The following is a 19676-nucleotide window of genomic DNA, read 5'->3' as shown; positions in this document are numbered from 1 at the left end:
ATGGCCATGTCAGCGCATGTGCCATGACCGTGTGCACGCCTAACGTTTCTTCCTGTGATCGACCGCACCGCGCGTGATTCGCCCCCCATGCAGCGGGGCGCGGCGGCCGATCACTCGGGGACGTCACGCGTCCGCACGGTGCTGGGCCTTCTCGGAGGGGTGGGGGCTCGGCTCCGGACGCGTGACAGCGGGCTCGAGTCGCGCAGGGCTCGGGCCCGCCCGCCCGGGAATGCACACCCGCCTACATACATCGGTGGATGCTCCGGCGCCCCGGCGGTCGTACGTTGGCGGGCATGAAGCCCACCGCCTCGACCACCGGCACCGTGATCCACGAAGTGTTCCGCCGGGCCTACGAGCGCGATGACCGTCCCGCGCTCATCGATCTGCGGGGCGGTCACGTCTACGGCTACCGCCGGCTGGTGACCGAGGTGACCAGGGCGGCGTCCGGGCTCGTGCGCAGGGGCGCCCGGCGCGACCAGGTGGTGGGAGTGCACGTCTCCACGGCGGGCGCGCAGACGCTGGCGGTGCACACGGTGGTGGCCGCCGGTGGGGTGGCGGCGCCGATCGAGCCGGGGCTGGGCGCGTACGAGATGGCGGCCTGGCTGCGTGAGTGCGACGCCCGCACCCTGATCACCACGCCCGACCTGGCCGAGACGGCGATCCTGGCGGCCGAGGAGTCGCGGGTGCGCCAGGTGGTCTCGCTGGGTTCGGCCGTCGACACGATCGACTTCCGCTACCTGCTCACGCTGGAGCCCACCGCGCTGCCCGCGCTCGACGCCAAGCGCCGGCACGCGCTCCTGCTGTCCGACGGCCGCCGCCTGTCCCATGCCGACCTGCTGGCCAGGATGGCCGAACTCGACCTCCCCGTACGCCTGGCCGAGTCGGACGTGGTGCTGACCACCTGGCTGCCCGACGGAGGATGCGACCTGCTCTCCGTGGTTGGCCTCGGGGTGTCGAGGGGCGCTCTGGTGGTCGCCGCCGGCAGCGGAGACCTGGCCGGCACCCGTCACGACTTCGGCGTCACCGTCGTGACGGGCCCGCACGGCACGCTGGAGCGCGTCGGCTGAGACGGGTGCGAAGACCTGCGGTTCCGCGCGACTATGCGGAGCTGTTACCGCCCATCCCTTGACGCACGCCCGCGAGAAGTGGGTTGATAGCCGTTGTTGACAACGTTGTCAAATCACCAACTTCGGGGGAGTTCGCGAAGGGATGGTGTGCGGATGCGACGGTGGGTAGCGGCCGTATCGATCACGATGGCGAGTGTGCTGGGCCTGGCAGCCTGTGGAGGCGGCGGCGGTGGCCAGACGGCCCAGCAGCCTTCGGCCGGTGGCGGCGGGAAGCAGCAGGTTGAGGTCTTCTCCTGGTGGACGGGCCCGGGTGAGGCCGACGGCCTCCAGGCGATGAGAAAGATCTTCGAGGACCAGAATCCGAACCTCACCTTCTTCGACGCCGCGGTGGCCGGTGGCTCGGGCGACAAGGCCAAGGCGCTGTTGCAGTCGAAGCTCCAGGCCAGCACCCCGCCCGACACGTTCCAGGGGCACGCGGGCGCCGAGTTGCAGGGCTACATCAAGGCGGGCAACCTCGAGGACCTGACCCCGCTGTACGACGAGCTGAAGCTCAAGGACGTCTTCCCCGCGCAACTCGTCGAGCAGATCAGCGTCGAGGGCAAGATCTACTCCGTGCCGGTGAACATCCACCGCTCGAACGTCCTGTGGTTCAACCCGGCGGTGCTCAAGGAGGCCGGCGTCGCGGGAGCGCCCAAGACGATCGAGGAGTTCGTCGCGGCCCTGGAGAAGGTCAAGGCCACGGGCAAGATCCCGCTGTCCATCGGGTCGGAGTGGACCGTCACCCACCTGCTGGAGAGCGTGCTGCTCGGCACGCTCGGCGCCGACGCGTACAACGCGCTGTTCAAGCCGGGCGCCGACTGGAGCAGCGCGCAGGTGACCACGGCGCTGGAGAGCTTCGCCAAGATCATGTCGTACGCGGGCGACCCGCAGGACGACTGGCAGCCCGCCGCCAAGCAGGTGGCCGACGGTGAGGCGGCGTTCAACATCATGGGCGACTGGGCGTACGGCTACTTCCACAACCCGCCGCAGGGCGGTCTGGGCAAGACCTCGAAGCAGGACTTCGACTGGGCGCCGTCGCCCGGCACCGACGGCACGTACCTGTGGCTGTCCGACAGCTTCACCCTGCCCAAGGGCGCGAAGAACCGTGACGGGGCGATGGCCTGGCTGAAGGTGGCCGCCAGCAAGGAGGGCCAGGACGCCTTCAACCCGAAGAAGGGCTCGATCCCCGCCCGCAAGGACGCCGACCAGGCGCTCTACACCGACTACCTGGCCGACGCGCTGAAGGACTGGTCGAGCGACAAGCTGGCCGGGTCCATCCAGCACGGCGTCGCCGTGAACCAGCCGTGGCTGGCCGCCATCAACGAGGCGGTCGGGCTGTACCTCGGCAGCAAGGACGTCAAGGCGTTGCAGCAGGGGCTGGCCGACGCGGCCGCGGCCAACGCCCAATAACCGCCCGATAACGGCAAGGGCCGCGGCGGGCGCCAGCGCGCGCCCGCCGCGGCCCGTGGGAGGTAATGCTTGTGAGGCGGGCACGTACGTGGCTGCCCGGACTCCTCCTCGTGGCGCCGTCGATCATCCTGATCGGCGTCTTCGTGTACGGCCTGCTGGGCTGGAACTTCCACCTGGCCATGACCGACAAGCACGATGAGGTGTCCGAGGGGAAGTTCGTGGGGCTGCAGAACTTCGTGGACCTGTGGGACCAGCCCCGGTGGCACATCTCGGTCAACCACGCGATCGTGTTCACGGTCGTCTTCGTGCTTGGGGCGCTGCTGCTCGGGTGGCTGCTGGCGTTCCTCATGGAGAAGGGGATCAGGGGCGAGGCGACGTTCCGGGCGATCTACCTGTTCCCGATGGCCATCTCGTTCGTGGCGACCGGCATCGTGTGGCGGTGGCTGATGAACTCGGGGACGGGGGAGCGGGCGGTCGGGCTCAACCGGCTGTTCGACTGGATCGGGCTGCCGCAGTGGCAGTGGTTCCGGGATCCGGACTGGGGGATGGCCGCGATGGCGCTGCCGGCCGTCTGGCAGATGTCCGGATATGTCATGGCGCTGTTTCTGGCCGGGTTCCGCGGTGTGCCCGAGGAGCTGCGGGAGGCCGCGCGGGTGGACGGCTGCACCGAGTGGGGCGTCTACCGGCACGTGGTGCTGCCGCTGCTGCGGCCGGTCACGCTGTCCGCGCTGATCATCCTGGGGCACATCTCGCTCAAGGTGTTCGACCTGATCGTCGCCGTGTCCGGCAAGCAGATCATCACGGACGTGCCCGCGGTGTTCATGTGGGTGGCGGTGTTCGACTCGCACGATCCGGCCAAGGGGGCCACGATCGCGTCCTACATCGTGCTCAGCGTGGCGATCTTCGTGATTCCGTACCTGATCTGGTCCGTCCGTAAGGAGAGGCGCTCATGACGGCGGTGGCCGGGCGCAGGTCCGTGGCCTTCGCGTGGACGCGGTTCGTGCTGCTGATCCTGTTCGTGCTGGTCTTCCTCATCCCGATCTACGTCCTGCTGGCCACCAGCTTCAAGCCGCTCACGGAGGCGGACGCGGGCCAGGCGTGGAACCTGCCGCAGACGTGGACCACCGAGGCGTGGCAGGTGGCCTGGGAGAAGCTGGCGCCGGGGCTGTGGAACAGCGTGCTGCTGGCCGTCCCCGGGGCGCTGCTGTCGTGCGCGCTGGGCTCCATGAACGGCTACGTGCTGTCCAAGTGGCGCTTCCCCGGGGCGGACGTGCTGTTCACGTTGTTCCTGTTCGGGATGTTCATCCCGTACCAGGGGGTGATGATCCCGCTGGTGCAGCTCCTGGTGGGCCTGAACGAGCTGACCGGGCTGCAGGGCGTCTTCTACGGCGGCATCCCGGGGCTGGTGCTGGCGCACGTCGTGTACGGCATCCCGATCTGCACGCTGATCTTCCGCAACTACTACGTGACCATCCCCGACGAGCTGATCGAGGCGTCGCGGGTCGACGGGGCCGGCATGTTGCGGGCGTACTGGTCGGTGGTGCTGCCGGTGTCCGGGCCCGCGATCGCCGTGGTGATCATCTGGCAGTTCACCTCGCTGTGGAACGACTTCCTCTTCGCCGTCTTCCTGACCGGGCCGACGAGCTGGCCCACGACCGTGATGCTGAACAACATCGCCGGTGCGCAGGCCACCCCGTACAGCCAGCAGATGGCGGCGGCGATCCTGGCCTCGATCCCGACGATGCTGATCTACGTGCTGCTGGGCCGGTTCTTCATGCGCGGGCTCATGGCCGGAGCGCTGAAGGGGTAGCCCCGGGGCGGGTCAGGGGGTGGCGGCGTGGGCGAGGGGCTCGCCGCGCACGTAGCGGGCCACGTCGGCGGCCACGATGGAGGCCGCCTTCTGCGCGGTTTCCTTGCTGGCCCCGGCCAGGTGGGGGGTCATGACCAGGTTCGGCGTCGTGAGCAGGCGGGAGCCCGGCGGGATGGGCTCTTCCGGGAAGACGTCCATCGCGGCGCCGAACAACTGGCCCGACTCCAGCGCGTCGCACAGGGCGTCGTAGTCGAGCAGCGCGCCCCTGGCGCAGTTGACCAGGACCGAGCCCCTGGGCATGGCGGCGATCTCGGCGCCGCCGATCATCCCGGCGGTCTCCGGGGTGGCCCGCGCGTGCAGGGACACGAACTTGGAGCGTTCGAGCAGCTCGGGCAGCTCGACGCTGTTGGGCGCGGCCACGTACGGGTCGTGGATCAGGACGTCCGCGCCGAACCCGGCCAGCATGCGGGCCACCCGGCGGCCGATGGCGCCGTAGCCGACCAGGCCGACCGTGTTGCCCTCCAGCTCGGGGCCGACGTTGTCGTACTTGTAGTAGTCGCCCCGCCACACGCCCCCTGCCAGGTCGGCGTGGGTCTGGGGGATGCGGCGGGTGGCGGCCAGCAGCATGGCGAGCGTGTGCTCGGCGGTGGCCACCGCGTTGCGGCCCGGCGCGAACGTCACCGCCACCCCGGCCTGCGCGGCGGCCTCCAGATTGGCGTTGACCGGCCCGCCCCGGCTCACGCAGAACAGCCGCAGGTCGGGCGAGGCGTCCAGGACGCGCTTGGTCAGGGGCGCCATCTGGGTCACGCAGACCTCGACGCCGCGCAGCGCCTCGATCAGCTCGTCCTCCACGTCGGAAGCCTCGTCCACCTCGCCCACCCGTCCGAACGGCACGACCGGCCACGGCAGCGTCAGCTCACGGATGTCCACCTCTCCGGGGACCTCGCGCCTGAGGGCGTCGATCAGCAGGCGGTTCAGGACGAAGTGGTCACCTGCGGCCAGGACTCGGATGGTCAACGAACGGCTCCAATCGGGGAGTTGTACTGCAAGATCGCCACCTGCGCGGGATCGGGCCCCGTCAGGCGCAGCTCGGTCAGCGCGCAGTTGTCCAGGCGCGGGAACAACCGCCGGTACCGGCCGAGCGGCACCCCGATGAGCCGGCACAGGGCCAGCCTGATGGCGGTGGTGTGGGCGACCACCAGCACGCGTCCTGCCGGGTGCGCGGCGGCGATGCCGTGCAGCGCGGCCACGAACCGTTCGGCGGCCAGGTGCGGGTCCTCGCCGCCCGGCAGCGGGTGGGCGACGGGGTCGGCCTCGAACGCCGCGCGGGCCTCGGGGAAGCGGGCCGTCATCTCGGCCGCGGTGAGACCCTCGCCCTCGCCGAAGTTCAGCTCGCGCAGCCGGGCGTCGGTCCCTACCGGCAGGCCGGCCCTGGCGGCGGCGGCCTCGGCGGTGATCCGGGCGCGGCTGAGCGTGGAGGCCCACACGGCGGTGAGGCCCGCCCCCGCGGCCCAGCCGGCGAGCCGGTCGGCCTGCTCGTGACCGCGCGGGGTCAGCTCCACGTCGCTGGTCCCGGCATAGCGGTTCTCGGCGTGCCAGACGGTCTCGCCGTGGCGGACGAGCACCAGGTCGGTCATCGGGCGGTCCTCTCGCGGGCGTGGGCGGCGGCTCGCGCGTCGAGCCAGCCGCGCTCCTCCAACTCGGCGACGAAACGCAGGTACGGCTCCCGCAGGTCGGCCCCCGACGGCTGCACCACCGCGCGGGTCCTGATCATCCGGGCCGGGTCGCCGCCCGCCAGGACGGCCATGCCCAGGGCGGGCTCGGCGTTCTCACGCAGCGTCACGGGCCGCCGCAGCACGTCGGCCCTGAGCCCGGTCCAGTACGCGCTCCTGGTCGCCCCGCCGGTCAGGATGACCTCCCCGTCCACGGGGGCGCCGAGCAGGTCGAGGTAGTCGAAGCACAGGCGTTCGACGAAGGCCGCGCCGAGCAGGATGGCGGCGTACCGCTCGACGTCGTCGGCCGGGTCGCCGAGCGTGAAGGACTCGGCGGCGGGGGCGGCGAAGGGGAACCGCTCGCCGCGCGACACCAGCGGGTAGGTGACGGCGGGCGCGGGGCCCTGGCGAGCGGCGGCCCGCTCACTCAGCGCGCGGGCGGCGGCCAGCTCGGCCAGCGCGTCGAGGTCGCGGCCCGGCAGGTCGCGGGACAGCACGCCGGCGCCCGTGCTGGACGCGCCGCCCGGCAGCCAGGAGCCGTCGGGGGCACGGTGGGAGTAGACCACGCCGAGGGGGTCGTAGATCAGCTCCTTCGTGACGCCCTTCAGCACCAGCGTCGTGCCGAGCACCGAGTTCCAGCTCCCCACCTGTTGCGCGCCCGCGCCGAGCTGGGCCGCGCAGCCGTCCGTGGTGCCCGCGATCACCGGGGTCCCCACGGGCAGGCCGGTCTCCTCGGCCGCCGCCGCGCACACCGTGCCCAGCCGGGTGCCGGGGCGTACGACCTCGGGCAGGATCCGCGCGGGCACGCCCAGCGCGTCGAACACCTCCAGCGGCCAGCGCTCCTCGATCAGGTCGACGCCGGTCTTGAGCGCGTTGCTCAGGTCGGTGGCCACCTCGTGGCCGGTCAGCCGCCGGTTGACGAAGTCGCTCTGGTGGGCCGGGCGGGCGTCCCGCGGGGCGTCGCGCAGCAGCCACAGCAGCTTGGGCAGCGCCCAGTTGGGCTGCATGCGGCGGTAGCCGAGCCGCTCCCACACGGCCGCGCCCACCTCGTTGACGCGCTCGGCGTCCGCGCGGCGGTCGTCGTACATGAGGGCGGGGGTCAGCGGGTTGCCCCGGGAGTCGGTCAGCAGGATCGTTCCACTGGTGGCGTCCACCGCCACACCCTCGACCCGTTCGCCGGGGGGCAGGCCGCGCAGCGCCTCGCGGGTCGCGGCGGCCAGCTCGCGCCACCACTGCTCGGGGTCCTGCTCGTGCCGGGGGCCGTCGCGGTGGCTGGTCAGGGGTCGGCTCCCGGAGCCGAGCACCCTGCCGTCCCCGGCGACGGCCAGCGCGCGTACGCTCTGCGTCCCGAGGTCGATGCCGATCCACACGCTCATGTACGGCCCCTCAGGTCGCCCAGCAGCGGCCACGTGACCGCGGTGCCGCCGCGCAGGGTCAGGAAGTCGGTGAACAGACGGTCGTAGAAGGCGCGGCGGGCCGGGTCGGGCTCGACCGCGTCGCGCAGGCGTACGTGCTCGGCTGCCGCCGTGGCGACGGACGGCGCGGCCCCCGTGGCGGCCAGCCCCACCAGGTACGCCCCCCGCGCCCCCACCTCGGAGTCGGCGGAGCGGCGTACGGGCAGGCCGGTGACGTCGGTGATCAGCCCGAGCCAGGCGTCGTTGGCCGAGCCGCCCCCGGACACCCGCAGCTCGGTCGGCGCCGCGCCGGTGGCCGTCAGGCAGTCGCGGATGACCATGGTGAGCCCTTCCAGCACCGCCCTGGCGACCTGTTCGCGGCCGTGCTCGAACGACATGCCCAGCAGCGCCCCGCGCGCCAGGGGGTCGGAGAACGGCGCCCGCTCGCCGGCCGGCGAAAGGTACGGCAGGAACGCCAGCCCGCCCGCCCCCGGCCTGCTCAGCAGGGCCAGCTCGCCCAGCTCGGCCGGGGAGGACAGCCCCAGCAGCCGGCACGTCCACTGCACCACCTCGGTGCCCGCGAACGTGGGGAAGGCCCGCAGGTAGCCGCCGGGCAGCGCGATCGTGATGCCGGTCGGCTGGCCGTCCAGGCCGGGGGACTCGACGAGGACCTCGGTGCAGAGCGTGGTGCCGAGGATGGCGCACGCCTGTCCCGGCGCCACCGCGCCCGCGCCCAGCGCCGTCGCCGCGATGTCGTACGGGGCCATCACCACCGGCGTCCCGGCCGCCAGGCCCAGCGCGGCGGCGGCCTGCGGGGTCAGCGCGGCGACCGGGCACGGGCGGATCGGGGGGAGCAGCCGCCCGGCGTCCTCCAGGCCGAACAGGGCGAGCAGCTCCGCCGAGTACGCCCGCGTCCGCAGGTCCATGAACGGCGCCGAGGCGTCGGACTCGTCGGCGACCAGCTCTCCGGTCATCCGGGCGAAGATCCAGCCGCCGCAGGTCAGCATGGCGTGCGACCGTTCGAGCCGGGCGGGGTCGTTGGCGCGCAGCCAGGTCAGGATGGCGTGCGGCAGCCCGGAGGCCGCCGAGGAGCCGTTGAGCCGGAAGGCCGTCGCGGGCAGCCCTTCGCGGGTCCAGTCGTCCACGATCGAGGCGGCCCTGGCGTCGTTCCACAGGATGGCCGGGCCGGTCGGCCCGCCGTCGGCGTCCACCAGCCAGCAGCCGTCGCCCTGGGCCGTGACGGCCACGAACTCGGCGCCGCCCACCTGGGCCGCGACCTCGCGCACCGTGGCGGCCACCGCGTCCCAGACGGCGCCCATGTCCTGCTCGGTATGGCCGGGCGCGGGCCTGGACACGACGGTCGCCCGGCGGGCCACGGCCGCCTCCGCGCCCGTGGCGTCGTAGCCGACCGCCTTGATGACCGTGGTCCCCGCGTCCACGCAGATGATCGCCATCAGGCTCTTCCTGATGAGGTCCGCGACCGGCGCGACACGGAGTCGACGATCACGGCGAGCAGCAGCACCGCTCCCGTGACCACGAACCGGATCGAGGAGTCCAGGTTGAGCAGGGTCAGCCCGCTGGAGATCGACTGGATCACGATGATGCCGAGCAGCGCGCCGAAGGCGGTGCCGCGCCCGCCGAACAGGCTCGTTCCGCCGATCACGGCCGCCGCGATCGCGTTGAGGTTGACGTCGCCCGAGCCGCTGCTCTGGTTGGCCGCCGCCAGCCGGGCCGCGGCCAGGATGCCGCCGACCGCGGCGAGACTGGAGCAGAGCACGAACACGGAGGTGTAGATCGCCCGGACGTTGATGCCCGCCCGGCGCGCGGCCTCCACGTTGCCGCCCACGGCGTAGACGGCGCGGCCCCACTTCGTCCGCGACAGCAGGTAGTGCATGATCAGCACCAGCGCCACGAAGAAGACGAACATCCAGCCCACGCCCCGGGTCTGCCCGAGGTACCAGACCACGAACGCCAGCACCGCCAGCAGCGCCACGCTCCTGACCACCAGGGTGGAGACGCTCCTGGCCGACAGCCCCGCCTTGCGCCGCTCCTGCGCGTACAGGTAGCCGCTGACGAACAACCACACGGCGGCGACGACCGCGAACGTGTAGGACAACCACGCCGGTACGAAGTCGAGCTGCGCGAAGTTCACCAGCCCCGAGTCGAACGGCAGGTTGATCGACCCCTTGGTGCCCAGCACGTAGAGCTGAAGCCCGAGGAAGGCCAGCAGCCCGGCCAGGGTGATGACGAAGCTCGGCACTCCGAACCGGTTGAAGAGCTGCCCGTACAGCCAGCCGATGACCGCGCCCATGATCACCGCGGCGCCGACGGCCAGCCAGACCGGCAGCCCCTCGCTCACGAACAGCACGGCCAGCACCGCCCCCGACAGCCCGCTCACCGAGCCGACGGACAGGTCGATCTGCCCCACCAGCAGCACGCACACGATGCCGAGCGCGATGACGCCGACGGCGGCGGACTCCAGCGTGAGGTTCACCAGGTTCGCGCTGGACAGGAAGATCGGGTTGAGGATCTGGAACACCGACCAGATGACCACGAGCCCCACGACGACGGGGATGACGCCCAGGTCGCCGCCGCGGGCCCGGTCGACCACGTCGGCGAGCGCGCCGCGCAGGCCCTCGCGGTTCTGGAGCCGCTCGTCCTGGCGGTCGCTCGTCAATGTGCTCACGAGGGCTGTCCCTTCTGCGCCGCCCGCCGGGAGACCACGTTGTCGGTGGCGCCGGTGATGGCGGCGACGATGTCCTCGGTGGAGACCTGGTCCACGTCGAACACCCCGTTGTTACGGCCGAGCCGCAGCACCGCCACCTTGTCGGCGACGGCCTTCACGTCGGCCATGTTGTGGCTGATCATGATGACGCCCAGGCCGTTCTCGCGCAGCCGCTCGACCAGGTTGAGCACCTCGGCGGTCTGGGCCACGCCGAGGGCGGCGGTGGGCTCGTCCAGGATGATGATCTTGGGGTCGCCGAGCAGCGACCTGGCGATGGCCACGGTCTGCCGCTGGCCGCCCGACAGCGCCGCGACCGGCACCCGTACGCTGGGGATCTTGGCAGAGAGCTGGCGGAGCAACTCCCACGACCGGGTCTCCATGGCCACCTCGTTCAGCCGCAGCGGGCGGAGTTCGTGGCCGAGGAAGAGGTTCTGGATGACGTTGAGGTTCTCGCAGAGCGCCAGGTCCTGGAAGACGGTGGCGATGCCGAGCTTGTGGGCGGCGGCGGGGGCCGGGATCTCGACCTCGCGGCCCTCGAACGTGATCGTGCCCGAGTCGGGCGCGTGCACCCCGGAGAGGATCTTCACGAGGGTGGACTTGCCCGCGCCGTTGTCTCCCACGATGGCCACGACCTGGCCGGCGTCCACGTCGAGTTCGATGTCGGTGAGTGCGGCCACCGCGCCGAAGGTCTTGCTGATCCCGCGCAGGGACAGGACGCTCATTACTTGATACCGAGCTCGCCGCAGCCCTTGGCGTACTCGCCGGTGCAGACGTCGGCGGCCTTCATGATGCCGCTGTCGAAGAGCACCTGCTTGATGTTGTCCTTGGTCACTACCGTGGGCACGAACAGCTCGGACGGCGTGTTGTACAGCGTGGCCTTGCCCCCGGGCTTCTTGCCCTGCATGAACTCCCACGCCACGTTCGCCGACGCCTCGGCCACGATCTTGATGGGTTTGGAGATCGTGTTGAACTGGTCACCCGTGATGATGCGCTGGGCGGCGGCGGTCTCGGCGTCGTTGCCGGTGATCGGCGGCACCTTCACGCCCGCGGCCTTGAACGCGGAGATCGAGCCGCCGCCGGTGCCGTCGTTGGCCGCGACCACGCCGACGATCTTGTCCTTGAACTGGGTGATCTGGCCGCTGACCCACGACTGCGCCAGTTCGGGCTGCCAGCCGGGGGTGTCGTACTCGGCCAGCAGCTCGAACCCGCTCGAGTCCACCGCGCTGTGGACGCCCTTCTTGATCAGCCCGGCCGCCGCGTCCGTCGGCGAGCCGTTGACCTGGAGGATGCCGCCCTCCGCCTGCTCGGTCTTGAGGTGGTCGACCAGGGACTGGGCGATCATCGCGCCGATCTTCTCGTTGTCGAACGAGACGTAGTAGTCGGCGGGGGTGGCCGGGATGGGCCGGTCGTAGGCGATGATCGGCACCTGCTGGGCCTGGGCGGACTTGACGATGGTGGCCGCGGCGGCGGAGTCGACCGGGTCGAGCACGATGGCCTTGACGCCCTGGGCGAGCGCGGAGTTGGCCTGTTGCTGCTGCTTGGCGGCGTCGGAGTCGGCGTTCTGGTAGATGACCTGGCAGCTCTGGCAGAGCTGCTTCATCCTGGCCTCGAACAGCGGCTTGTCCTGCAGCTCGTAGCGGGTGGAGGCGAGGTCGGGCATGAGGAAGGCGACCTTGGCGTTCTGCAGGTCACCACCGTCTCCGGAGGCGCCGGAGCCGCACGCGACCAGCACCGAGCCGGCGAGCAGTGCCACTGCGGCGAAGGCCGAGGTTCGCATATGAGCTCTGTTCACGGGTTTTTTCCTCACTCACGCCGGGTTTCCGAACGCACGTTGCCCCCGTATCGGGGACGCCCTCTCACACGTGCGCAGACCCTGTAGTGCGGCCACGTTAGCGCGGTATCTGAAACTTTGTCCAGCAAAAGTGTTCAGAGCTGGTGGGCTGCGGCCACCAGTCCTTCTGCCGTGGGCGTGTCGGTGACGAGCTGGTTGAAGTAGCCGCCCCGTGCCCCGGCGACGATTGAGAGTACCTTCTCCGCGCCGACCGCGACCGCGATCGTGTGCGGGATGCGCCGCAGCTCGTCCGGCTGTGCGGCGACCAAGCGCTCGCTGCCAGGATACGTGACCGGCGACCCGTCGCGGTCATAGACGCGCATGCACACGTCGCCCACGGCCTGGCGCAGGCTCTCGGCGTCACGTGGCATGGTCGAGGGCGCCATCTGCCGCATCAGGGGCGCCGAGCCGACGCCCACGATCGCGCACTTGGCGTGCGCCCACAGGTCCATGACCCGGCGTACGGAGGGCTCGTGCTGCAGCGAGTAGAACAGCTCGGGGCCGGGGAGCGCGGGCGCGTAGAGGTAGGCGGGCACGCCGCCGGAGCGCTCGGCCAGGATGCGGGTGGTCTCGTTGGTCTGGAACCAGGGCTGCGGCTCCTCCAGGCCGCCCACGGCCGGGGCGATCGTGACGCCTGGGTACTGGCCGAGGCCCTCGCGGGCGCACTCGTACACGGTGGTGCCGGAGGAGACCAGCACGACGTCGCCCGTCTCCAGGCCGACCGTGGCCAGCGCGCGGGCCACGGCGGGGGCCAGCCACGGGCCCACCGAGGGGCCGTTGACCTTGGGCACCAGGTAGACGCGCCGCAGGTTGAGCACCTGCGCGACCTCGGCGGCCAGCGGGCCGTCGGCCAGCATGGCGGGCCGGTGCACCTTGATCTCGACGATGCCCTGCTTGCGGGCCTCGGTGAGCAGCCGGCTCACGGTCGCCCTGCTGACGCCGAGCCGCTTGGCGATGTCGCCCTGGGTGGCCTCCTCCAGGTAGTACTGCTGCGCGGCCGCGTACATCAGCTCATGGGGGAACCTGGCCTGCGCCTCGGGTGCGACGTCGGCAGGATTCATGCGCGCGCTCCTGGGTGCGATGCGGATGCGTGAACAGATTTGCAGAACTGATGCGCAACTACTATAGCTTTGTGCTTCCCGCAGGACAGGCTAGCCGTCGACCAAGGCGTCGCCGAGCGGTGTGCGGGTGTACAGCACGTTACGGCCGATACGCGCGCCGGTGACCAGGCCCGTCCCGCGCAGCGCCGCCAGGTGGCCGCCCGTGGTGCCCAGGCTGTACCCGAGCAGCGCGGCGAGCTGCGTCGTGGTGGCGGGCTCGGCCAGCTCGACGAGGATGCGGGCGCGGCTGCGCCCGATCAGCGCCGCCAGGTCCCGGTCCCGCGCGGGCGGCGCGACCGCGACGCCCCTGGCCGGATAGACCAGCGCGTACGGCCACGCGTCCGCCAGATAGGCGCCGACGGTGTTCATGAAGGCCGAGGGCAGGAAGAGCAGCCCTCTGCCGCCGAGCCGGTGGGCGCTCGGCGAGCTCAGCTCGACCTCGATCCGCCCGCTGGGGCGCCAGCGCACCTGCGGGCTGAGGTCCTCCAGCGCGGCCTGCCAGCCGTACGCGGCCAGCCGCCCGGCCCGATACGCGACGTCCCGTTGCAGGACGGCACGGAAACGCGGCCAGTCGTGGGAGAGGATCTCGCGCCACAGCGCCTCGTACCCGTCCGCGAACCGCGCCACCACCTCGGGACCCAGCAGCAGCCGCCGGACCCACCCGGCCACCGGCGGCCGCCCGGCCAGCGCCCGCTGGATCTCCGCGTGCGCCTGCTCCAGCGGCGTGGCCCGCAGGGCCGCCAGCTCCGCCTCGAACGGCACGTCCACGGCCGTGGGCGGGGGCGCGATGAAGTCGACGTTCATGGTCCCCCTGTTGCCGCTGATCGCCGCGGCGGCGCGCAGCACGGGATGCCCGGCCGCCAGCGCCTTGTACGTCTCCCGCCACCGCGCCGCCCACGGCCCGTGCGGGCCCGCCCGGTAGCGGCCCGCCAGCACCCACTGCGCGTGCATGGTCTCGATCAGCGGCGAGATCGCGAACCTGCTCGCCATCAGATCCTGGGGGACGACCTCGATCGTCACCAGCATCTTTCGGTTATATCCGAAGAAATCGCCTGGACATAGCGGTGGGCCCGAGCATCGAGACCGTGAAGGGCGCGACGTTCGGCGAGGTGTTCGCCGTCAAGGAGTTCCGCGTGCTGTTCGGCAGCTTCGTGCTGCTGGTCGGCGGGGAAGCGATCAAGATGCTGGCCCTGTCCGTGCTGGTGTACGCGCGGACCGGGTCGCCCGGGTTGTCGGCCGCGGCGTACATGGCCGGGTGGCTGCCGTACATCGTGGGCGGGCTGTTCCTGCTCTCGCTGGCCGACCGGATGTCGCCGCGGGCGCTGATGGCGGCAGGGGAGCTGGTCAGGGCCGTCACCTGCGCGCTGCTGGCCTACGCAGGGCTGCCGGTGTGGGCCATGCTGGCGCTGGTGCTGGCCACGGGGCTGTTCTCGCCGGTGTTCCTCGCGGCGCGGGCGGCCATGTTGCCCGAGGTGCTGCCGGGGGACGCGTTCGTGCTGGGGCGCTCGATGCTCAACATGGCCTCGGCAGGCGCGCAGATCGTGGGGCTGGCGGCCGGAGGGGCGTTCCTGGCCTTCACGGGGCCGTCCGGCGCGCTGGCGGCCACGGCGGGGGTGTCGGTGGTGGCGGCCGGGGTGCTGCGCTTCGGGCTGCCGTACCGGGCGGCCAGGGGCGCGGGCGGGCGCGGCTCGGCCGAGCAGGACTCGGGTGAGCAGGGCGTGGGCGGGCAGAGCGGCGGACAGGGGGCGGTGCGGCAGACGTTGCGGGTCAACCGGCGGCTGCTGGCCGACCGGCGGGTGCGCGGGCTGCTGCTGGCCGCGTGGCTGCCGCCCATGTGCCTGGCGGGGGCGGAGGCCATGGTGGTGCCGTACCTCGGCGGGCAGGGGGAGGCCGGGGTGGTGCTCGCGGCGGCGGCCGGTGGGATGGCGGTCGGGCAGTTCGCCGTGGGACGGTTCGCGGCGCCCCGTACGCGGGAGCGGCTCTCGTTGCCACTGGCGGTGCTGCTGGGGGTGCCGTGGCTGGTGTTCGCGTTCACGCCGGGGATCGTGGGGGCGTCCGTGCTGGCGGCGGTGGGGGCGGCGGGGCTGGCGTACCAGCTCGGGCTGCAGCGGCGGTTCGTGGACGCGGTGCCGGAGGAGGCGCTGGGGCAGGCGTTCGGGCTGCAGTCGGCGGGGCTGATGACGGGACAGGCGGCCGGTGCGGCGCTGGCGGGCGCGCTGGGCGAGGTGAGCGCGCCGGGGACGGCCATCGCGCTGTCGGGGGCGGCGGGGGTGCTGGTGGCCCTCGCCCTGGCCCGCGTGCTGCGGCCGGGAGCCCCGGTGGAGGCCGCCGGGAACGGCGAAACCGCCCGGCCGACTGGCCAGGCGGTCTCGTAGTGGTGATGGTGCGCCGCCAGGGACTCGAACCCCGGACCCGCTGATTAAGAGTCAGCTGCTCTAACCAACTGAGCTAGCGGCGCAACAGGTGTAACTGTATCAGCCGCCGCACGGTGCGCGAGCCGCCTCAGCCCAGCCGGTCCGCCAGCCTCTCGTACGCCCCCACCACCAGATCCCAGAACGCCGGCACGTTCAAGGAGGTCGCCACCAGCGCGTTGGCCTTCCGGTCGCCGACCCGGAAGTCCGTCACGGTCATGCCCCGGGTGAACTCCCCGGTCGTCTCCACGTTCACCACGGCCGGGACGCAGGTGAACAGGCCCGGGTCGAGCACGTACGCCACCGCGCACGCGTCATGGATGGCCGGCCCGCCCTCGGCCGTCACCACCCCGTAGAACTGCGCGGCCGGCACCAGCAGGTCCGCCAGCCGCCCCAGCGGCCGCATCCGCTCCAGCACCTCGGTGGTCACCAGGGCCGACAGCGTCACGTCGAGGCCCAGCATGGTGACCGTCCACCCGGCCTCGAAGACGATCGCCGCCGCCTCCGGGTCGGCCAGCATGTTGAACTCGGCGGCCGGGGTACGGTTGCCGCGCGTGTACGAGCCGCCCATGATGACCAGGTCGCGGGCCCACTCGACGACGCGCGGCTCACGGCGTACGGCGAGGGCGACGTTCGTCAGCGGTCCCACGGCCACCAGCGTGATCTCGCCGGGGGCGGCCCGCAGCGTGTCCACGATGAAGTCGACCGCGTGCCCTTCCGACGGCCCCAGCCGCGGCGCGGGCAGCACCACGTCGCCGAGCCCGGTCGTCCCGTGCACCTGCGTGGCCCTGACCGTGTGGCGCAGCAGCGCGCCCGCGCTGCCCGGCGTCACCGGCACGTCGCCCATCCGCAGGAACTCCCGCAGAGCGAGCGCGTTGGCCGTGGTCAGCGGGAGGTCGACGTTGCCGCCCACCGTGGTGACGCCCACCACGTCGAGTGCGTCGGGGGAGCCGGCGGCCAGGGCGAGCGCGAGGGCGTCGTCGATGCCGGGATCGCAGTCGATCAGAACCTTCTTCACGTCACCGGAGGATACGCGTGATCCGCCCGCAGGCGGCAACCGGTGTCCGGACATGGATCGGGCCGGGCAGTTCCCCCAAAGCTGCCCGGCCCGATCGGTTGCGGTCCAGGCCGGCGCTTTTCCCCCAAAAAGCGCCGGCGGTCCCGCACTTTGCGAACCGCGGTCCCCCTCCGCGTCCGCATCGGTGAAGGTCTGTCGGCCAGTCGCCAGTGCTCCTGACCTGGTACAACGCTACCGAGACGAATGCAACGGTCGCGTCATAACGGGGTCGAATATCTGTTTAATCCACCTACGGAAGCTTCAACCGAACCTCTGTACCTTCTTGGAGAGACGTACCCACCGTGCAGTACTTGTCGTGCACGCGCCCGGCGACCGCCCTGAACACCTCCTCGGCCTCCTCGGACGGCACCTCCACCTCGTACGTCACCGTCACGGGCCCGAGCCTGTTCTGCTCGACCTTCTCCGCCTGAACGGTCATCGCCAGCCGCACCAGCCGGTGCCCCCGCTTGGCGGTGAGCGGCTCGACGGTCACGATGTTGCAGCCGCCCACGGCCGCCAGCAGCAACTCGACGGGAGTGAACACCCCCTCCTGGTCGCCGCTCCCGATCAGAACCTCGGCGCCACGGGCGTTGGTGGCCCGGAATCCGCCCTCATCAGTCCGCTCGACACGCACGTTAGCCATGTTTCAGACCCTACTCAGAAAGCTTTAATGTTCGTTCAGGAAAGTGGGGCCATGGCTAGCGAGGCGTACGCCGACCAGGGGCCGGCCCTCTTCTGGAGCGGGGTCGCGGTCGCCGAGTTCGGCGCCATCCAGCCGGGCTTCGGCTCCCCGTGGCGGCCCACCACCTATGCCGCCGCCGCGCTCCTCGTGGCGCTCGGGCTCGTCGTCGTCAGGGCCGCCGACCGCCTGCGCACCCGGGAGGCCGGGCAACGTCTGCGGCTCGGCGGCTGGCTGGCGGGGGCGCTGCTGCTGGCGCACCAGTTCAGCGCCACGGCCCACGTCACGAGCCTCAGCTGGGTGGGTTCGATCCTGCTCTACACGATGGCGGCGGTGATGGCCGTCCTGAATCACCGGCTCCCCGGCGCGACCAGGCCGGCGCTGCTGATCGCGACCGGGCTCGACCCCGGCTCGCTGCGTGAGCGGCTGGCGGGCGAGCGTGACACCGTGGCCGTCTACCGGGCCGAGCGCGCCACCGACGAGCTGCGCGACCTCGAGGCGCGCTACCGTCTCATCCTCGTCGTGGGCGACGAGCACGACCCGCGGGTCAAGGAGCGGGTGAGCGCCTCCGGGCTGAGCCGGGAGATCCCCGACATCGCCGAGCGCGAGGTCGTGGTGGCCGGGCCGCGGCCGTTCAAGCGGTACGTCGCGGGCGCGTTGTCACGCCTTGCCATCCCGAGGTCACAGATTCATTTCAAATCAGGGGAGAAAGTTTAGGCCCACCGTACGCCCTGTCTGGCAGCCTGGGCCGCGGACTAGGAGGCAAGGTGACGACTTTCCCCGGAAGCACCCGTGTCGAGATGGTCATGGGCATGCCCGTCAGTGTGGACATCCGCACAGCCCTTCCGGCACGCGAGCTGACCCCCCTGCTGGATGACGCGTTCGCCTGGCTGAGATGGGTCGATGACACCTTCAGCCCGACGAAGGAGGACAGCCAGATCGGCCGGCTCAACCGCGGCCAGACGATCCGGCAGATCCCCGAGCTCATCGAGGTCCTCCACCGCTGCGACGAACTGAGCGAGGTCACCGACGGCTGGTTCGAGGCCCGCATCAACGGCCGGATCGACCCGTCCGGCTACATCAAGGGCTGGGCTCTCGAACGGCTCTCGCGTGCCCTGTGCAACGCCGGGGCCGTCGACCACCGCATCACCGCGGGAGACGACATCAGGGTGCGCGGCTCGGCCGCGCCCGGGAAGCGGTGGCGCATCGGCGTCCGCGACCCGCGTACCGACGTGGTCCGCAAGGTCGTCTTCGCCCACGACCTGGGCATCGCCACCTCGGGCGGGGCCCCGGTGATCAATCCGCGTACCGGGGAGGTACGGCACGGAATGGGCTTCGTCACGGTGATCGGGCCCGATCTCGGCCTGGCCGACGCGTACGCCACCGCCGCGTACGCCATGGGCCCGCTGCTGGCCCGCCGCTTCGCCACCGACCTGTCCCGCGAAGGGCTCTACGAGACCCTGTTCGTCCTGCCCGACGGGCAGGAGTTCAGCACGCCGGGCTTCGCCCACCACAGCGGCGCCGCGGCTCGTCTCGCTGGCTGACCCACCTGTCGTCGCCCGCCCGGCGCCCCACGCCGGGCGTCGGCGGCTCTCAGCCGGGAACCCCCTGTCGGTCGGGCACGTGTCGGTCGGGCACGGCCGTGGCGCCCGCTAGGCGTCGGGATGTTTGCGCAGATATTCGAGGTAGATTGGGCGTAGCGCCTCGCCCAGCTTGCCTTCGCCGGCCGCGATGGCATCGCTGAGCAGCGCGGAGACCTTGCTGAGGTCGTTGGTGGTTTCGTTCGGGTGACCGCTGGCCGCCTCGGCGGCCGGGATCACCTTCAACAGCTCCCACAGGAACCCCAGGTCCCCGTGGCGTACGGCGTAACGCACCGCCCGGTCGTGCAACTCCGCGGCCGGCAGCGATTCGAGCCCGTTCGCGTCCATCTCGCTCCCTCCCCTGCACGCCTCTTCCCCCGTTGGACCACCATAACCGGCGACTACCGACGGTAACCGGCGGGAATCGTCATGACTGCGCCCTCTATCGAGAGTCGATCTCAAGTGGGAGGATCCATCAGCGTGAGATTCATCATCAGAACGCTCGCAGCGGCAGTGGCCCTGTGGGTGGCCATCCAGTTCATCCCCGGCATCGACGTCAACGCGCCCACCAACACGGCCAGGTACTGGGGCGTCCTGCTGCTCGTGGCCCTGATCTTCGGCGTCGTCAACGCCATCGTCAAGCCCATCGTGAAGGCTCTCGGGTGCGCGATCATCGTGTTGACGCTGGGCCTGTTCCTCCTGGTCATCAACGCGGCCATGCTGCTGCTGACGAGTTGGATATCCGACCAGTTCGGCATCCCCTTCCACGTCGACAACTTCTACCCGGCCGCGTTCTGGGGCGCCATCATCATCAGCCTCGTGAGCTGGCTGCTCGGCCTGTTCATCCCCGACAACGACTGA

The 19676-nt window shown here is 71.4% G+C and carries 20 protein-coding genes and 1 tRNA gene; 8 read left to right on the top strand and 13 right to left on the bottom strand.

Features of this window, described 5'->3' with window-relative positions; all coding sequences use genetic code 11:
• The first annotated feature begins 293 nt into the window (after positions 1–293).
• The 4 genes from ABD844_RS23225 (at position 294) to ABD844_RS23210 (ending at position 4326) form a co-directional block, all read left to right on the top strand.
• Positions 294–1067, top strand: coding sequence for an AMP-binding protein (locus ABD844_RS23225; protein WP_344881549.1), 774 nt, complete (start codon positions 294–296; stop codon positions 1065–1067).
• Positions 1068–1220: 153 nt separating this feature from the next.
• On the top strand, positions 1221–2516 hold the full coding sequence (locus tag ABD844_RS23220; RefSeq protein ID WP_344881546.1) for an ABC transporter substrate-binding protein: 1296 nt from the start codon (positions 1221–1223) through the stop codon (positions 2514–2516).
• 65 nt (positions 2517–2581) lie between these two features.
• Entirely contained in the window at positions 2582–3469 is an 888-nt protein-coding gene (locus tag ABD844_RS23215; RefSeq protein WP_344881543.1) for a carbohydrate ABC transporter permease, read from the top strand.
• Positions 3466–4326, top strand: coding sequence for a carbohydrate ABC transporter permease (locus tag ABD844_RS23210; RefSeq protein ID WP_344881540.1), 861 nt, complete (start codon positions 3466–3468; stop codon positions 4324–4326). The genes ABD844_RS23215 and ABD844_RS23210 overlap by 4 nt, the downstream gene beginning before the upstream one ends.
• Positions 4327–4338: 12 nt before the next feature.
• Here the strand turns inward: ABD844_RS23210 and ABD844_RS23205 are convergent, their stop codons facing one another.
• The 9 genes from ABD844_RS23205 to ABD844_RS23165 form a co-directional block, all read right to left on the bottom strand.
• Positions 4339–5343, bottom strand: coding sequence for a 2-hydroxyacid dehydrogenase (locus tag ABD844_RS23205; protein WP_344881537.1), 1005 nt, complete (start codon positions 5341–5343; stop codon positions 4339–4341).
• The gene (locus tag ABD844_RS23200) at positions 5340–5963 is read right to left on the bottom strand and encodes a histidine phosphatase family protein (RefSeq protein WP_344881534.1); all 624 of its coding nucleotides are present in this window, start codon (positions 5961–5963) and stop codon (positions 5340–5342) included. The genes ABD844_RS23205 and ABD844_RS23200 overlap by 4 nt, the downstream gene beginning before the upstream one ends.
• Positions 5960–7414, bottom strand: coding sequence for an FGGY-family carbohydrate kinase (locus ABD844_RS23195; protein WP_344881530.1), 1455 nt, complete (start codon positions 7412–7414; stop codon positions 5960–5962). The genes ABD844_RS23200 and ABD844_RS23195 overlap by 4 nt, the downstream gene beginning before the upstream one ends.
• Positions 7411–8886 (bottom strand): FGGY family carbohydrate kinase, encoded by a 1476-nt coding sequence (locus ABD844_RS23190; protein WP_344881527.1) that lies wholly within the window; start codon positions 8884–8886, stop codon positions 7411–7413. Before ABD844_RS23190 ends, ABD844_RS23195 begins: the two co-directional genes overlap by 4 nt.
• Positions 8886–10118 (bottom strand): sugar ABC transporter permease, encoded by a 1233-nt coding sequence (locus ABD844_RS23185; protein ID WP_344881524.1) that lies wholly within the window; start codon positions 10116–10118, stop codon positions 8886–8888. Before ABD844_RS23185 ends, ABD844_RS23190 begins: the two co-directional genes overlap by 1 nt.
• Positions 10115–10879 (bottom strand): ATP-binding cassette domain-containing protein, encoded by a 765-nt coding sequence (locus ABD844_RS23180; RefSeq protein WP_344881521.1) that lies wholly within the window; start codon positions 10877–10879, stop codon positions 10115–10117. Before ABD844_RS23180 ends, ABD844_RS23185 begins: the two co-directional genes overlap by 4 nt.
• The gene (locus ABD844_RS23175; RefSeq protein WP_344881518.1) at positions 10879–11934 is read right to left on the bottom strand and encodes an ABC transporter substrate-binding protein; all 1056 of its coding nucleotides are present in this window, start codon (positions 11932–11934) and stop codon (positions 10879–10881) included. The genes ABD844_RS23180 and ABD844_RS23175 overlap by 1 nt, the downstream gene beginning before the upstream one ends.
• A 149-nt stretch (positions 11935–12083) precedes the next feature.
• Positions 12084–13049, bottom strand: a complete 966-nt coding sequence (locus ABD844_RS23170) for a sugar-binding transcriptional regulator (RefSeq protein ID WP_344881515.1) — start codon at positions 13047–13049, stop codon at positions 12084–12086.
• Positions 13050–13139: 90 nt separating this feature from the next.
• On the bottom strand, positions 13140–14114 hold the full coding sequence (locus tag ABD844_RS23165) for an ArsR/SmtB family transcription factor (protein WP_344881512.1): 975 nt from the start codon (positions 14112–14114) through the stop codon (positions 13140–13142).
• Between the two features lie 59 nt (positions 14115–14173).
• Here ABD844_RS23165 and ABD844_RS23160 point away from each other — a divergent pair, with 59 nt between their 5' ends.
• Positions 14174–15463 carry an MFS transporter gene (locus tag ABD844_RS23160; RefSeq protein WP_344881509.1) on the top strand — a complete coding sequence of 430 codons (1290 nt, stop codon included), beginning with the start codon at positions 14174–14176 and terminating at the stop codon, positions 15461–15463.
• A 6-nt stretch (positions 15464–15469) separates the two neighbouring features.
• Here the strand turns inward: ABD844_RS23160 and ABD844_RS23155 are convergent.
• From ABD844_RS23155 to ABD844_RS23145, 3 genes are all read right to left on the bottom strand, one after another.
• A tRNA-Lys gene (locus ABD844_RS23155) sits at positions 15470–15546 on the bottom strand.
• Between the two features lie 44 nt (positions 15547–15590).
• Positions 15591–16517, bottom strand: a complete 927-nt coding sequence (locus ABD844_RS23150; RefSeq protein ID WP_344881506.1) for a nucleoside hydrolase — start codon at positions 16515–16517, stop codon at positions 15591–15593.
• 289 nt (positions 16518–16806) lie between these two features.
• Positions 16807–17199: an OsmC family protein gene (locus ABD844_RS23145; protein ID WP_344881503.1), complete on the bottom strand. Its 393-nt coding sequence runs from the start codon at positions 17197–17199 to the stop codon at positions 16807–16809.
• Between the two features lie 51 nt (positions 17200–17250).
• Between ABD844_RS23145 and ABD844_RS23140 the strand changes: the two genes are divergently transcribed.
• The gene (locus ABD844_RS23140) at positions 17251–17952 is read left to right on the top strand and encodes a hypothetical protein (protein WP_344881500.1); all 702 of its coding nucleotides are present in this window, start codon (positions 17251–17253) and stop codon (positions 17950–17952) included.
• 50 nt (positions 17953–18002) lie between these two features.
• Positions 18003–18779, top strand: a complete 777-nt coding sequence (locus ABD844_RS23135) for an FAD:protein FMN transferase (RefSeq protein ID WP_344881497.1) — start codon at positions 18003–18005, stop codon at positions 18777–18779.
• A 108-nt stretch (positions 18780–18887) separates the two neighbouring features.
• On the opposite strand, the gene ABD844_RS23130 is transcribed toward ABD844_RS23135, so the two are convergent.
• On the bottom strand, positions 18888–19163 hold the full coding sequence (locus tag ABD844_RS23130; RefSeq protein ID WP_344881494.1) for a hypothetical protein: 276 nt from the start codon (positions 19161–19163) through the stop codon (positions 18888–18890).
• A 132-nt stretch (positions 19164–19295) separates the two neighbouring features.
• On the opposite strand from ABD844_RS23130, the gene ABD844_RS23125 reads away from it, so the two are divergent.
• Positions 19296–19676, top strand: coding sequence for a phage holin family protein (locus tag ABD844_RS23125; protein WP_344881491.1), 381 nt, complete (start codon positions 19296–19298; stop codon positions 19674–19676).

The organism is Nonomuraea antimicrobica (assembly GCF_039536965.1).
GTDB lineage: Bacteria > Actinomycetota > Actinomycetes > Streptosporangiales > Streptosporangiaceae > Nonomuraea > Nonomuraea antimicrobica.
The sequence above is the reverse complement of the archived record's forward strand: the minus strand, read 5'-3'. Positions and strand labels throughout refer to the sequence as shown.

Excerpts from the sequence above, each read along its gene's own strand:
- ABD844_RS23225 (WP_344881549.1), top strand. The coding sequence starts at position 294 with ATGAAGCCCACCGCCTCGACCACCGGCACCGTGATCCACGAAGTGTTC.
- ABD844_RS23220 (WP_344881546.1), top strand. The coding sequence starts at position 1,221 with ATGCGACGGTGGGTAGCGGCCGTATCGATCACGATGGCGAGTGTGCTG.
- ABD844_RS23215 (WP_344881543.1), top strand. The coding sequence starts at position 2,582 with ATGCTTGTGAGGCGGGCACGTACGTGGCTGCCCGGACTCCTCCTCGTG.
- ABD844_RS23210 (WP_344881540.1), top strand. The coding sequence starts at position 3,466 with ATGACGGCGGTGGCCGGGCGCAGGTCCGTGGCCTTCGCGTGGACGCGG.
- ABD844_RS23200 (WP_344881534.1), bottom strand. The coding sequence starts at position 5,963 with ATGACCGACCTGGTGCTCGTCCGCCACGGCGAGACCGTCTGGCACGCC.
- ABD844_RS23195 (WP_344881530.1), bottom strand. The coding sequence starts at position 7,414 with ATGAGCGTGTGGATCGGCATCGACCTCGGGACGCAGAGCGTACGCGCG.
- ABD844_RS23190 (WP_344881527.1), bottom strand. The coding sequence starts at position 8,886 with ATGGCGATCATCTGCGTGGACGCGGGGACCACGGTCATCAAGGCGGTC.
- ABD844_RS23180 (WP_344881521.1), bottom strand. The coding sequence starts at position 10,879 with ATGAGCGTCCTGTCCCTGCGCGGGATCAGCAAGACCTTCGGCGCGGTG.
- ABD844_RS23175 (WP_344881518.1), bottom strand. The coding sequence starts at position 11,934 with ATGCGAACCTCGGCCTTCGCCGCAGTGGCACTGCTCGCCGGCTCGGTG.
- ABD844_RS23170 (WP_344881515.1), bottom strand. The coding sequence starts at position 13,049 with ATGAATCCTGCCGACGTCGCACCCGAGGCGCAGGCCAGGTTCCCCCAT.
- ABD844_RS23165 (WP_344881512.1), bottom strand. The coding sequence starts at position 14,114 with ATGCTGGTGACGATCGAGGTCGTCCCCCAGGATCTGATGGCGAGCAGG.
- ABD844_RS23145 (WP_344881503.1), bottom strand. The coding sequence starts at position 17,199 with ATGGCTAACGTGCGTGTCGAGCGGACTGATGAGGGCGGATTCCGGGCC.
- ABD844_RS23140 (WP_344881500.1), top strand. The coding sequence starts at position 17,251 with ATGGCTAGCGAGGCGTACGCCGACCAGGGGCCGGCCCTCTTCTGGAGC.
- ABD844_RS23130 (WP_344881494.1), bottom strand. The coding sequence starts at position 19,163 with ATGGACGCGAACGGGCTCGAATCGCTGCCGGCCGCGGAGTTGCACGAC.